The sequence below is a fragment of the Bacillus sp. SRI_025 genome (genome assembly GCF_057592095.1).
The window spans coordinates 814,388-828,680 of sequence record NZ_JBYEGB010000002.1; the positions used below are offsets into that span (position 1 = coordinate 814,388).

General features: G+C 41.5%; 13 protein-coding genes. 10 read left to right on the top strand and 3 right to left on the bottom strand.

Going from position 1 to position 14,293, the window contains the following annotated elements; genetic code table 11:
* Nucleotides 1–24 precede the first annotated feature (24 nt).
* The 3 genes from AC20OE_RS09295 to bshB2 are packed head-to-tail and all read left to right on the top strand — an operon-like array spanning nt 25 to nt 1,337.
* On the top strand, nt 25–306 hold the full coding sequence (locus AC20OE_RS09295) for a hypothetical protein (protein WP_024428326.1): 282 nt from the start codon (nt 25–27) through the stop codon (nt 304–306).
* Nucleotides 303–653 (top strand): YojF family protein, encoded by a 351-nt coding sequence (locus AC20OE_RS09300; RefSeq protein WP_008359999.1) that lies wholly within the window; start codon nt 303–305, stop codon nt 651–653. Before AC20OE_RS09295 ends, AC20OE_RS09300 begins: the two co-directional genes overlap by 4 nt.
* 18 nt (nt 654–671) lie before the next feature.
* Entirely contained in the window at nt 672–1,337 is a 666-nt protein-coding gene (bshB2, locus tag AC20OE_RS09305) for a bacillithiol biosynthesis deacetylase BshB2 (RefSeq protein WP_039179311.1), read from the top strand.
* A gap of 43 nt (nt 1,338–1,380) precedes the next feature.
* On the opposite strand, the gene AC20OE_RS09310 is transcribed toward bshB2, so the two are convergent.
* Both AC20OE_RS09310 and AC20OE_RS09315 read right to left on the bottom strand, forming a co-directional pair.
* Nucleotides 1,381–2,742, bottom strand: a complete 1,362-nt coding sequence (locus AC20OE_RS09310) for an MATE family efflux transporter (protein WP_047203289.1) — start codon at nt 2,740–2,742, stop codon at nt 1,381–1,383.
* 59 nt (nt 2,743–2,801) lie between these two features.
* On the bottom strand, nt 2,802–2,927 hold the full coding sequence (locus tag AC20OE_RS09315) for a hypothetical protein (RefSeq protein ID WP_008359993.1): 126 nt from the start codon (nt 2,925–2,927) through the stop codon (nt 2,802–2,804).
* Nucleotides 2,928–3,009: 82 nt separating this feature from the next.
* On the opposite strand from AC20OE_RS09315, the gene cdaS reads away from it, so the two are divergent.
* The 7 genes from cdaS to odhB all read left to right on the top strand — a co-directional run bounded on the left by cdaS (nt 3,010) and on the right by odhB (nt 13,234).
* Nucleotides 3,010–3,636 carry a sporulation-specific diadenylate cyclase CdaS gene (gene cdaS / locus AC20OE_RS09320; protein WP_044332896.1) on the top strand — a complete coding sequence of 209 codons (627 nt, stop codon included), beginning with the start codon at nt 3,010–3,012 and terminating at the stop codon, nt 3,634–3,636.
* Nucleotides 3,637–4,040: 404 nt separating this feature from the next.
* On the top strand, nt 4,041–5,351 hold the full coding sequence (locus AC20OE_RS09325; protein ID WP_059375533.1) for a peptidoglycan endopeptidase: 1,311 nt from the start codon (nt 4,041–4,043) through the stop codon (nt 5,349–5,351).
* 78 nt (nt 5,352–5,429) lie between these two features.
* Nucleotides 5,430–6,008 carry a superoxide dismutase family protein gene (locus AC20OE_RS09330; RefSeq protein ID WP_487268806.1) on the top strand — a complete coding sequence of 193 codons (579 nt, stop codon included), beginning with the start codon at nt 5,430–5,432 and terminating at the stop codon, nt 6,006–6,008.
* Between the two features lie 89 nt (nt 6,009–6,097).
* Nucleotides 6,098–6,976 carry an ATP-binding protein gene (locus AC20OE_RS09335; RefSeq protein WP_024422689.1) on the top strand — a complete coding sequence of 293 codons (879 nt, stop codon included), beginning with the start codon at nt 6,098–6,100 and terminating at the stop codon, nt 6,974–6,976.
* Between the two features lie 11 nt (nt 6,977–6,987).
* Nucleotides 6,988–8,904 carry a vWA domain-containing protein gene (locus tag AC20OE_RS09340; protein WP_059375531.1) on the top strand — a complete coding sequence of 639 codons (1,917 nt, stop codon included), beginning with the start codon at nt 6,988–6,990 and terminating at the stop codon, nt 8,902–8,904.
* A 224-nt stretch (nt 8,905–9,128) separates the two neighbouring features.
* Entirely contained in the window at nt 9,129–11,963 is a 2,835-nt protein-coding gene (sucA, locus tag AC20OE_RS09345) for a 2-oxoglutarate dehydrogenase E1 component (protein ID WP_487268807.1), read from the top strand.
* 14 nt (nt 11,964–11,977) lie between these two features.
* Nucleotides 11,978–13,234 (top strand): 2-oxoglutarate dehydrogenase complex dihydrolipoyllysine-residue succinyltransferase, encoded by a 1,257-nt coding sequence (odhB, locus tag AC20OE_RS09350; RefSeq protein WP_039179294.1) that lies wholly within the window; start codon nt 11,978–11,980, stop codon nt 13,232–13,234.
* Between the two features lie 35 nt (nt 13,235–13,269).
* Here odhB and AC20OE_RS09355 read toward each other — a convergent pair whose 3' ends face one another.
* Nucleotides 13,270–14,220, bottom strand: coding sequence for a bile acid:sodium symporter family protein (locus AC20OE_RS09355; RefSeq protein ID WP_341083912.1), 951 nt, complete (start codon nt 14,218–14,220; stop codon nt 13,270–13,272).
* Between the last annotated feature and the right edge of the window lie 73 nt (nt 14,221–14,293).

The following is a 14,293-nucleotide window of genomic DNA, read 5'->3' on the forward strand; positions in this document are numbered from 1 at the left end:
TACCAAAACTGTAGAGGTGATCATATGTCGTCAGCTCATGAGCTTGCAGCCGCCTATCAATCTTTATGGAAAAATCGTCAGCTTGATGTTGATGATATGTCTTCTTTACACGAGGCCATATGTGATGATTTACTTGATGCACGAACTCATCCGAGGGCGAGGAAATCATTACACCAAAAGTATGTGCTTGCTGTTGAGAGAATTTTAGAAAGTGAGCTTAAGCATGATCATCAGCTGCAGCTGATCAGCTTACATACAAAAAAGCTGCGAGAATTAATTCAAAATGAAGGAAGGAACCACTCATGAAACCAATTCAAACGGAAGATGTCACAGCACATCTTGAATCGTTTTTAAATCGTCCAGTCTTCGTTCATCTTGAAACGACAACTGGTTCTTATTCAGCTCATGTAAACGAACAAAATATGACGGTTGTGGCGTATATCCGCAACGCGAAAGTCGTCTATTCACAGGCGAAAATAAAAGGACAAGGTCCATACCGTGTTGGAATGAAAACAGAAGACGGCTGGATTTACGCAGAAGGATTAACCGATTATGTGTTTGATGACCAAGGCCGCCTGCTTTTAGCTGGGCACTTGCCAGACGGGAAACTAGCGATCTCATTACAAATTAGTGAAACACCATTTCAGGTGTAGAAGAAAGGGTGACGAGTCATGAACGAACATGTACTAGTGATGCTGCCTCACCCCGATGATGAATCCTTTGGGGTTGCAGGTCTCATTGCACAAAGCAGAAAACGCGGAATTCCCGTCACATATGCATGCGGGACACTTGGGGAAATGGGCAGAAATATGGGAAGCCCAACATATGCTAACCGTGAAACACTTCCGGAATTAAGAAAACAGGAATTAATCAATGCCTGCAAAGAAATGGATATCACAGACTTACGTATGCTTGGCTTGCGTGATAAAACATTGGAATTTGAAGACGACGAGTATTTGGCAGATGTGATGGAATCCATCATTGATGAAGTCAAACCGACACTCATTGTGACGTTTTATCCAGGACACGGTGTACACCCTGATCATGATGCGACAGGCGAAGCTGTCATTCGCGCGCTATACCGCAAGAAAAAAGAAGACCGCCCTGTCACATACTGCATGGCCATTACGAAAAATAGAGAAGAAGTGCTTGGAAATGCAGATATTGTCATTGATATTACAGATGTTGCAGATATCAAATTAAATGCACTGAGAGCGCATAGAACGCAAACAGAAGGCATGCTGAGAGAACTGGAACAAAAACTGAAAAACAAAGAACCAGTCGTCCAAAAATGGTTTGATGAAGAAATTTTCTGGACGTACCAATGGAATGATTAAACGCAAAAGCAGCTGACATAGATCAGCTGCTTTTTTGTTGTATTTAGTGGTTCGATACATATCGAAGTTGACGTTTTTGAATCAATCTGAGACGGATAAAGAGGACGATGGCACCTGCGGCAAGCCCGGCAATCAGCCCAATCCAATAACCAAACGCACCAAAGGAGGTATATGTGCCAATGAGGTAACCGGCAGGAAGACCGATGACCCAGTAAGAAACAAAAGCAGCAATCAGCGTATAATTCACGTCTTTATAGCCGCGCAGAGCCCCTTGAATGGGTGCAGCAATCGCATCTGACAGCTGGAAGAAGATCGCGTAAATCAAAAAGTGCTGTGTCATTTGTAAAACAGCTGATTCAGCTGTATATAAACCAGCGATCTCTGGTCTGAATAACAAAATAAGTGCGGCCGTACATAATGAGAATAATACCGCCGTACCAATGCCGATATAGCTGTAGCTTTGCGCGTCTTTATATCTCTTAGCCCCCGCTTCAAACCCAACAACGATCGTTAACGCCATTGAGATACTAAGCGGTAAAATATAAAGAATAGAAGCAAAGTTCATCGCTGCTTGGTGACTGGCGATTGTAATGGTATCAAAGTGACCCATTAAAAGCGTCACTGCTGCAAAGATACTCGTTTCAAAAAAGATCGCAAACCCGATAGGAAGGCCAATTTTCAGTATTTGCCCTACACGGGAGATATTCATTCGAGGCAGTTTTTGAAACAAACGAAATGAGGCGAATGGCTCTGCTTTAACGACAATACAAATACTCATGATGAAAATCGCCCAATACGTCATTGCAGATGCAAGGCCGGCACCCGCACCGCCAAGCTTTGGAAAGCCAAAATTCCCAAAAATCAATACGTAATTTAAAACAAAGTTAATAGGTAGTGCTGTAAGCGTGATGAACATCGTCACACGTGTTTTCCCTAATGCATCAATAAATGACCTTAGCACCGAATAACCAAACAGCGGGATGATGCCAAACGCAAGAAAGCTGAGAAAATGCCGGGCAATATCCTCTACAGACTGCTCGAGTCCAAGTCCTCCGAGTATGTAAGGAACGCTGATCGTACCAATGACAATCACAGCGATACTTAAAAGAAAGGATAAATAAATCGCCTGAAAGACAGCCCGGGGAACATCTTCTTTATGCCCAGCCCCCATCAGCTGAGCCACAATTGGAGTAACGGCCATCAAAATACCGGCAAGTCCTGTATAAACAGGTGTCCAAATACTAGAACCGATCGCAACACCCGCAAGGTCTTCTGCACTTACTTTTCCAGACATCACCGTATCTAAAAAGGTAATAAGTGAAAGACCTGCTTGGGTGATTAAAATCGGAATCAAAATGGTTAAAAATAGTGTCAGCTTTGCTCGAATGCTATTCGTTTCTCTCATCATAAGTTCCTCTCTGAACAGAAATAACGAGAGGAATTATATCATGCTATGTAAAAAAATCAATTCTCCGTCGGATTATTTTTCTTAGATGGCTTCGTTTTTTTAAACATTTGGGCATAAATAAAAGAAAGACTGACAACACCTAAAATGCTGCAAGCATATTGGATGATTTTCTGAATGGTCATATTAAGCTCACCTCCATACAAATAGAATGTGCACAATTTGCTATTTTATAACAACAAGCGAAAGAAGGAGGGAAAAGGTCAGATGATCCACCGGACGAACGAAGAAGTCATATTTAAAGCAGGAATGAGAACACACTTGATGAACATTATGAAGGATGCAAGTGACATCATTGATTCTCTTGATGAAACAGAGCAGTGCTTACTTTGTGATCTCGAATCATTGCATGATCAGTTTAATGAAATGCATGCTGAGGCTTCGTCGTTTTATTTACAAGCGTATATGGAAGAATTCACACCAGGATTTGCTCAATTTTCTTTAGCTATCGAGAATTTATCAAAACAAAAGCATGGCGCACTCATTGTGATCCAAAGGAGGGATGAGGTTGAGGATTTTATTCAAAAAGGGACAAATCTTCATGCGAAAATTAGTGCTTCCTTAATAGAAAGCATTTTTTACCCGGGAAATCCACTTCATGATGGGGCTCTTTTAGTCAAAGAAAATACACTTGTTTCTGCTGCAAACGTGCTGCCGCTTACATCAAAAAAAGTGAGCCCGTCGCTCGGCACAAGGCATAGAGCAGCGATCGGACTCTCTGGTATGACCGATGCACTTGTTCTTGTCGTATCAGAAGAAACGGGAAAAATGTCGTTTGCGAAAGAAGGCGTGCTTTATCCGCTTACCGTAAAAGATCCGGAAATAAGAAAATAAAAACGAACGCTGCATTCTTCATTCGGAAGGATGCTTTTTTATTTGTGGAGAAAAAATAGCCAATTAAGCAAAAAGTCATTTGATACAGAAAAATTTGTCATGTAGAATAGAACTATGAAACTAGCAGCGTGCTTGTTTTGACAAATTTCTAAACGTCAACTTAAAAATTCCTTAAAAAATGTTTATAAATAAAACAAACAGCCGATAGAAACGATATGGCTTTGTTTTTTAGCATTTTGAGTTGGCTGCTTTAGCCTATTTGTTATTGCCCAACGTCTTCATGTCGAGTAATATAATAGAAATAAAGATAAAATAGTGCAAGAGAAGCAGAACCATTAAATGCTAAACTCGAAACTAGTACATAAGTCTTAATGAACCAAATTACGAAAGGCGGAGATTTCTTTATGAAGAAAAAAGTAGTAACCGGCCTCACAGTTTCAGCGATCGCTGGCTCAGCTGTGTTTGCTGCACCGGCAGAAGCACAGACGATCAAGGTGAAAAGCGGTGACTCACTTTGGAAGATTGCCGAACAGTACAATACAAGTATTTCGGAGCTTCAATCTCTTAATCAATTAAAAACGACAATGATTTTTGCAGGACAAAGCTTGAAAATTCCTGGTGCAAAAAGCAAAAAATCGAGCTCATCAACAAGTTCAAAATCAACGAAATCAAGTGCTTCAACGACTTCCAGCTATACTGTAAAGCTTGGAGATTCTTTATGGCTGATTGCAAAAAATCATAAAATGTCAGTTGCAAGCTTAAAAAGCCTAAACAGCTTAAACAGTGACCTGATTCGACCTGGTCAAAAGCTAAAGGTATCTGGAAGCACGAAGACGAGCGGTAGCCAGTCATCAAATTCAAACTCATCTTCAAGCAATAAGACAACTAATTCAAATAGTTCTTCATCATCAAGTACATACAAGGTCAAATTAGGCGATTCTCTCTGGAAAATTGCGAATGCGTTAAATATGACGATTGCTGAAATCAAAACCTTGAACGGATTAAAATCTGATGTGATTTATACGAATCAAGTGTTAAAAGTAAAAGGGACGGCTGCATCTAAACCAAGTCAGTCAAAACCTACTAAACCAAGCAATTCAAACAGTAACCAGTCTTCTAGCGGGAAAACAACATCTTATACTGTAAAATCAGGCGATTCGTTATGGAAAATTGCGAATCAATTCAAAGTACAGGTTCAATCCATCCGCACAGCCAACAGCTTGAAAAGTGATGTGCTTAGAATTGGACAAGTATTAAAAATTAATGGTGCAGCTTCCGGCTCAACTGGATCGAACGGTTCTACGTCTAACGGTTCAACAACTCCGGTCAACAATAACAAAAACGATGTACCAATGAACGCAAAGATCACGACAATGATCCAAGAGGGGAAAAAGCTGACAGGCGTTCCTTACAGATGGGGTGGTAATACTCCAGCAGGATTTGACTGCAGCGGCTTTGTTTACTATCTCATTAACAAAGTTTCATCTGTATCCAGACTAAGCACAGCAGGCTACTGGAATATGATGACTTCTGTTAGCACACCACAAGTTGGAGATTTTGTTTATTTTACAACGTATAAAGCGGGCCCTTCTCATATGGGACTATACCTTGGCGGGGGAGATTTCCTTCATGCAAGTGACAATGGAGTAGGGATCTCGAACCTAAGCAACCCATATTGGAAAAAAGCCTACTTAGGTGCAAAACGTTTCTTCTAAAAAAAGCCGATTTTCGGCTTTTTTTGTTTGCCCGCTGCTGTGATTGTCCATACTGATAACAAAAGGGGGCAGTCATAAATGAAAAAGACAGTGTGGATGATCATGATATGTTTGGTCTTTACTGCGTCAGCATGTCATGCACCGCCGAAAAAAGAAATGACAGAAGAAACAAGCGAAGTTGCCGCACCTAAACAATCACCAGTCACGGCGTCACTCATAAACGAAAGCGGGCAAAAAATAGGAAGCATTGAAATCAGAGAATCCTCAGAAAATGGGCTTGATTTGCATGTGAAAGCGAAAGGACTGCCGCCAGGTCCTCACGGTTTTCATATTCATGAAACAGGAATATGTGAAACGCCAGATTTTGAAACGGCAGGAGCTCACTTTAATCCAACCCATAGAGAACATGGTTTTGACAATCCAAAAGGGCACCATGCTGGAGATATGCCTAATTTAGAGGTAGGGGCAGATGGACAAATTGATGTTGTCGTGAACGTACCAGATGTGACGTTAAAGGGAGGCCCAAATCAATTAATCGATCAAAATGGGCGAAGCTTTATCATTCATGCAGAAGCAGATGATTATTTAAGTAACCCTTCTGGAAACTCAGGGAAACGCATCGCTTGCGGATCAATGACAAAAGAAATGGTAAAATAACAGAAGTCTAACCTTTATGTATTGAGTGCATAAAGGTTTTTTTAGTATACTTGGTGAGGAAAATGATCGAAGAGAGGAATTAATCATACATGTTTAACGAACAATCACTCCCAGAAGAAATTCAAGCAATGATTGAAGCAAAAGCAAAAGGGCTGGAAGAAGAATTTCGTCCACTTATTGGAACAGGCGGCTATGAATCACAGGATACTTCTATCATTCAAGATGCCATGATTGCATTAGCACTAGGAAAAAACGTTCTTTTAAAGGGGCCGACCGGCTCAGGTAAAACAAAACTAGCAGAAACATTATCCGCTTTCTTTCAGCAGCCGATGCATAGTGTGAACTGCTCGGTTGATCTTGATGCAGAAAGCTTGATTGGCTATAAAACCATTCATAATGATGGTCAGGTGGCTTCGATTGAATTCATTGAAGGACCTGTGACAAAAGCAATGAAAAAAGGCCACCTTTTATATATTGATGAAATCAACATGGCGAAGCCAGAAACACTTCCTATTTTAAATGGTGTACTCGACTACAGAAAAATGATGACAAACCCATTTACAGGTGAGGTTGTTCGAGCAGAAGAAGGCTTTGGCGTCATTGCGGCAATCAATGAAGGGTATGTAGGCACAGTGCCTCTAAATGAAGCGTTAAAAAACCGATTTGTTGTCATTGACGTTCCATATATCGGCGGCGGTATCCTGAAAGATGTGCTGCAATCTCAATCTGTTTTAAAGGATGAGCGGTTAATTGATCAATTCGTTCAGCTCTCATCAGACCTTATTACACAAGCTCATAACGGACAGGTGAGTGAAGAAGCAGCATCCATCCGCGCGCTCCTAGATACTTGTGATCTTGCGCAATACATCCCGCCGCTTCGTGCCGTTGAACGAGGGATTGTTGAAAAACTGGAAGATGACCGGGAAAAAGCAGCGGTAAGAAATATCGCCCAAACATTATTCGAGTGAGGTTCTGACTTTTGAAATTTATCAAATTTAATGACAGCAGAATCGATTCATTTCTATTTATGGAATTAACGGATTTAGCTAAAACGTTAGCAAAAAGTGATGATGTCGAGCTTGAATACGGTGTGCAGTCCTACTATGAACCGTTCGAAAAGAAAATTTTCATCAGTCATTTTTGGGATGATCGTAAACAAGAAGATATGCTAGCAGGGCTGAAAAGTGATGTGTTCCTTCGTGCAGTAGGGACGGTTTATAGTGATCTTACTGTATTTCAGGAGATCGTTCGCTATGCGCATACATTATCCATTCCTGATATATGTAAACAATTGTTTATGCTGTTTGAAGATATCCGGATTGAAGAGCGGATTAAACATGGCCGCCCAGGAACAAAAAAGGTATTTAAACGAAGAAGAGAGCTGTACCGGCGTCACTTTAAGACACAATTAACGATTAACCAAGAACGAAGCATATTAACGGATGCACTCTTTTGTGCGATTTATGTGAAGCTGACAGCTGATTCTCCGCTCGAAGAGATTCCGCCTCTTCATGAGCAGATCAATCCGATGATTCCGTTTATTGAGTCAAGTCTTGAACGTGTGTATGATGCGGGTTCAACAGCAGACATTGCAGCTATTGTCAAAGAATTGATGGAAGGCTTTGATGAACTGCTTGAAAAGGACATGCTGAATACGTACTTTTTCTTCCCTGAATTGGACTATGAACAAGCGGCAAAAGAACCACTGTTCCATGACTTAAAAAGAAAACCTAAATTAAGTGAGGACATCAAAGTCGACCGGGAAAAAGAAGGCGATGAAGACATTCACCAAGAGTACATGGAAGTATGGCATCGAGAAACCGAAGCGCCATCAAAAAGCTTCCTTCAATTTGATTTAGAGCATGGCGGTAAAAGTGATCTTGGTAAGGATGCAGCAAGAGAAGGCGATGACGGAGATCAGGCACTCGGAACTGTCCAAGGCTCTGCAAAGCAAACACACCGAAAAGATTATTCAAAGCTTGAGGCGCTGGAAGAGGCTGAAGGTGAAGAAAGCGGAGCAGACGGTCATGAAAATGGAAAAGAGAACAAATATGCGTTTCCAGTCATGATTTCACCAGATCCGCCTATGCCAGAACAAATCAATGTATACAAGCAGCATGCGAAGGAAATTGAGCCTTACCAAAAACGCTTAAAACAAATGATCCAAAAAACTCTTGAACATAAAAAATCTTGGCCTAAAACGGACCTTCATGCGGGACGTCTCAGCAAAAAGCTGATTCGCTACTTTACAGAGTCTAATCCGCGTCTTTTCTATAAAAAACAAGCACCGTCTTCTCAGATTGATGCTGTTTTCACCTTATTAGTAGACTGTTCAGCGAGCATGTTTGACAAGATGGACGAGACGAAAAAAGGCATTGTTCTATTTCATGAAGCGTTAAAATCCGTACAAGTCCCACATCAAATTGTTGGGTTTTGGGAAGATACGAACGACGCAACAGAAACAAGTCAGCCAAACTACTTCAACACAGTCGTGTCGTTCAAAGACTCTTTATTTGATGCAGGGCCTTCTATTATGTCTCTTGAGCCAGAAGAGGATAACCGGGATGGTTATGCGATCCGCCAAATGACAAAGATGATTTTAAAGCGAAGAGAAGAGCAAAAGTTTCTGATTGTCTTTTCAGACGGAGAGCCAGCTGCGTTCAGCTACGAACAAAATGGGATTGTCGATACGCATGAAGCAGTTCTTGAAGCGAGGAAAAAGGGCATTGAGGTGATCAATGTGTTTTTATCCAATTCGCCGATAGAAGAAGCACAGATGAAAACCATTCAAGATATGTATGGCAAGTTCAGCATTTTTGTACCAGATGTCGATACATTGCCAGATGTTTTATATCCACTACTGAAGAAACTGCTGCATAAAAGCATTGGGGCATAAGGTTTTGCCCCTTTCTTCAAATTATTTTTCGGAATGATTTAAATTTTTTGTTTTTCTGTGAATTTTTTATCTTTAATTGAACAAAGAATGTAGAAAGTAATCCAAAACAGTGGTAGAATATTATTGGAAGCGTTTTATTACATAAATTTGGTCATTGTGTTCTGGAAGTTATATCGAGATAGTGTTCAATCACTTGATGATCAAAGTTGGGGGTAGTGTTCAAAATGTTTCAAAATGATGTGAAACAACCGTTGAGTTGGGAAGAATTTCATGGTCCGAACCTCGGCTATGTGCTCGAGCTCTACGATCAGTATGTCCAGGATCCTACTAGTGTTGATGAAGATCTAAGAGGCATATTTGATGAACTTGGTGCACCACCGAGTGAAATGAAGGAGGAAATTGGGAAAAAAGAAAATAGCGTAGTTACTTCTGAACAAATCCAAAAGATAGCATCAGTCGTTAAACTGGCAGAAGACATCAGAACGTATGGCCATTTAAATGCTTCCGTCAATCCTCTTCGCAAAGAAAAGGAATTACAAGAACTGTTTCCTTTAAAGGAGTACGGTTTAACAGAAGAAGATGTCAAGAATATTCCGATATCTATTATTAGTCCGGATGCACCAAAACACATTTCAAACGGCATAGAAGCCATTAACCATTTGAGAAATACGTATAAGCGTACCATTTCATTTGAGTTTGATCACGTGCATGACTTCGAAGAGCGAAACTGGCTCTCAAAATCAATCGAGTCTGGTGAACTATTTAAGAAAAAACCATCAGATAAACTAGTTTCTGTATTCAAGAGATTAACAGAAGTTGAGCAGTTCGAGCAGTTTCTTCATAAAACATTTGTTGGGCAAAAGCGCTTTTCTATAGAAGGTTTAGACGCACTTGTCCCAGTACTTGATGAAATTATTTCAGAGTCCGTTACACAAGGGACTTCAAATATTAACATTGGAATGGCACACAGAGGCCGTTTAAATGTATTAGCACATGTGTTAGGGAAGCCATATGAGATCATTTTCTCAGAATTCCAGCATGCGCCAAATAAAGAGCTTGTTCCATCAGAAGGCTCTATCGGCATCAGCTATGGATGGACAGGGGATGTTAAGTACCATCTTGGAGCTGACCGTCAAATCAAAGACGAAGATACAAAGAGTGCGAGAGTCACGCTTGCCAATAACCCAAGTCACTTGGAGTTCATTGATCCAATCATTGAAGGAAGCACGCGTGCCGCTCAGGAATCACGTACTCAAAAAGGCTATCCAGTTCAAGACGTTGAAAAAGCGTTAGCCATCTTAATTCATGGGGATGCAGCATTCCCTGGAGAAGGAATTGTGGCAGAAACGTTAAATTTAAGTCAACTTGTCGGCTATCAAGTGGGTGGAACCATCCATATTATTGCCAACAATATGATCGGGTTTACAACGGAAAGCAATGAATCTCGTTCGACGAAATATGCAAGTGACCTTGCAAAAGGGTTTGAGATTCCTATTGTTCACGTCAATGCAGATGATCCAGAAGCGTGTTTAGCGGCTGTTCAGCTAGCTGTAGAATACCGCAAACGTTTCAAGAAAGATTTCCTTATTGACTTGATCGGCTACCGCAGATACGGTCATAACGAAATGGATGAGCCTTCTACAACTCAGCCAATGCTGTACGATGCGGTCAGAAAGCACAAAACGGTCAAGAATATCTTTGCAGATAAACTTGTCTCAGAAGGTCTTTTGACAAAAGAGCAGCGTGAAGAAATCGAGCAGGCTGTGACGGCAAAAATAGAAGAAGCCTATAAAAAGGTGCCTTCAAAGAAAGAGCATACGATTCAAGAAATCGAACTGCCAGAGCCTGTATCAAACGGCTTCCCAGCAGTGGATACATCAGTAGAATTTGATGTATTGCGAAAGCTGAATGAAGAATTGATCAGCTGGCCGAATGATTTCCAAGTATTTGGTAAGCTGAAAAGGATCCTTGAAAAACGTGCAAAAGTGTTTACAGATGACCGTAAAGTAGAATGGTCACTTGGGGAAGCACTCGCATTTGCATCTATATTAAAAGACGGTACGCCAATTCGAATGACCGGACAGGATTCAGAGCGTGGTACTTTCGCTCAAAGAAACCTTGTTCTTCACGACAGTCAAACGGGTGATGAATTTATTGCTCTTCATGAACTGAGTGATGCAAATGCATCGTTTACTGTTCATAACAGTCCACTGTCAGAAGGCTCAGTCATCGGATTTGAATATGGTTATAATGTCTATTCTCCTGAAACGTTAGTGATTTGGGAAGCTCAATTCGGAGACTTCGCAAATGCGGCTCAAGTGTATTTCGATCAATTTATCTCGGCTGGCCGTGCAAAATGGGGACAAAAATCAGGTTTAGTGATGCTGCTGCCGCATGGATATGAAGGACAAGGTCCTGAGCATTCAAGTGGAAGAACAGAGCGCTTCCTGCAATCAGCTGCTGAGAATAACTGGACAGTTGCGAATCTGACAAGTGCAGCGCAATATTTCCATATTCTTAGAAGACAGGCGAAAATGCTGCTTCGTGAAGAGATTCGTCCGCTTGTCATTATGACACCGAAGAGTCTGCTTCGTAACCCGAACACATTGTCTGAAGTCCAAGAATTAACGGATGGACAGTTCCGTCCAGTTCTTGAACAGCCAGGTCTTGTACATGATCACGAAAAAGTATCGCGTCTCGTGCTATCTAGCGGGAAGGTATCCATTGATATTAGTGATCGTTTTACTCAAATGGAAGAGCCGAAAGATTGGCTTCACGTTTTAAGAGTGGAACAGCTATATCCGTTCCCAGCCAAAGATATTAAAGGAATTTTAACAAAGCTGACAAACTTAGAAGAAATCGTATGGGTGCAAGAAGAACCGCAAAATATGGGAGCTTGGGGATACATTGAGCCATATTTACGTGAAATTGCGCCTGAAAAAGTAAAAGTACGTTACATCGGCCGAAGAAGACGTTCAAGTACGGCTGAGGGTGATCCAACTGTGCATAAAAAAGAACAGGAACGAATTGTATCTGATAGCTTGACTCGCAAAAACTAAGGGGGAAATGAAAAATGGCGGAAATTAAAGTACCTGAATTAGCGGAATCAATCTCGGAAGGAACGATTGCTCAATGGCTAAAGCAGCCGGGCGATTATGTGGAGCAGGGGGAGTACCTGCTGGAACTTGAAACAGATAAAGTCAATGTCGAACTGACTGCTGAAGAATCTGGTGTATTAAAAGAAGTGCTCAAAGATTCTGGTGACACTGTACAAGTTGGAGAGGTCATCGGAACGATTGCAGCAGGTGAAGCTGGCGGAAGCGAGTCCGCAGCTCCAGCACCTGAGCAAGCTTCTGCACCAGCTTCGAAAGAAGAACCGGCAGCTGCTCAAAAAGAAGAAGCAGTGAAAGAAGAGCCGAAAGCTGGTAATGGCAGAACCATCGCTTCTCCTGCAGCTAGAAAACTAGCGAGAGAGAAGGGATTAGACTTATCTGAGATTCCAACCGTAGATCCGCTGGGCAGGGTACGAAAGCAGGATGTCGCTTCTTATCAAAAGAATGAAGCACCTGCAAGTGCACCGAAAGCCGCGCCAAAAGCAAATGCGGCGGTGCAAACTGAACAACCAGGAAAGCCAGTTGAACGTGAAAGAATGTCACGCCGCAGACAAACAATTGCAAAACGTTTAGTTGAAGTTCAACAAACGGCTGCGATGCTGACGACATTTAATGAAGTCGATATGACAGCTGTGATGGATTTAAGAAAGCGTCGTAAAGATGCCTTTCTAGAACAAAATGATGTCAAGCTTGGCTTCATGTCCTTCTTTACAAAAGCAGTTGTAGCAGCACTGAAGAAATATCCGCTGCTTAATGCAGAAATTCAAGGTGATGAGCTTGTCTTGAAGAAATTCTATGACATCGGCATCGCTGTTGCTGCAAACGAAGGACTTGTCGTACCGGTTGTCCGAGATGCAGACAGATTGTCATTTGCGGGGATTGAAAAAGAAATTGGTCATCTTGCGAAAAAAGCAAGAGATAACAAATTGGCTCTTAGTGAGTTACAAGGTGGATCATTCACGATCACAAACGGCGGAACATTTGGTTCTCTGCTTTCAACACCGATTTTAAACAGCCCGCAAGTTGGAATTTTAGGAATGCATAAAATTCAGCTTCGTCCGGTGGCGATTGATGAAGAACGTTTTGAGAACCGTCCGATGATGTATTTAGCTCTTTCTTACGACCACCGTATTGTCGATGGTAAAGAAGCAGTTGGATTCCTTGTTACGATTAAAAACCTGCTTGAAGATCCTGAGCAGCTATTGCTTGAAGGATAATCTTCCATTATAAAAAGCTAGCACCTGTTAAGGTGCTAGCTTTTTTTCTTTTCACTGTCAGGTTGTCCTCGTTTTGACCAATACGTCGCAAGCCAGGAACCAGATAAATTATGCCACACACTAAAAATCGCACTTGGTACGGCTGCGAGCGGTGAGAAATGTGCTGTTGCAAGGGCTGCACCAAGCCCGGAGTTTTGCATGCCTACTTCAATCGAAATCGCTCTTTGAGAAGGAATATCCATTTTGCACCATTTTGCGATCAGGTAACCAAATAAAAGACCGAGCCCATTATGTAAAATGACAACGGCTAATATCAGCAAACCAGATTGAAGAATCTGCTCTTTATTTGCACTGACAACCGCTGCAATGATCACCACAATTCCAGCAACAGATACAAGCGGCAATGCTTGAACCGCATAGTTTACTTGTTTTTTGAAAAACACCTTAACAATAACCCCTAAGATAATAGGAATAAGCACAACTTGGACAATCGACAAAAATAATGCCTCCGGTGATACAGGCAACCATGATCTTGCAAAGATAAAAATAAAAAGAGGCGTTAAAAAGGGAGCAAGAAGGGTCGATATAGTTGTGACCGCTACGGATAATGCCATATTGCCTTTTGCCAAAAAGGTCATGACATTGGATGCAGTACCGCCTGGGCAGCAGCCCACAAGAATAACGCCTACTGCAATTTCAGATGGCAGCCGTAATCCGTAAGCTAATAGAAAGGCGATCAGCGGCATGAGTGTGTACTGCGCCAAAACCCCGATTAGCACATAAAGAGGTTTACGAAAAAGCTCCTTAAAATCTTCACTTGATAACGTAAGCCCCATCCCAAACATAATGATTCCTAGTAAAAAAGGGATATACGGTCCAATCTGAGAAAATACGTCAGGAAAAGCAAATCCAAGACATGCAAAGATAATGACCCAGATTGCGAAGGTTCTTCCTGCAAATTGACTAATGGTTAAAAGAATGTTCATTCATTGCTTCATCTCACTTTCCTCACATATCTTTCCTATTTTAAACGAATTTTCTGAAAAAACAACCCGTTCT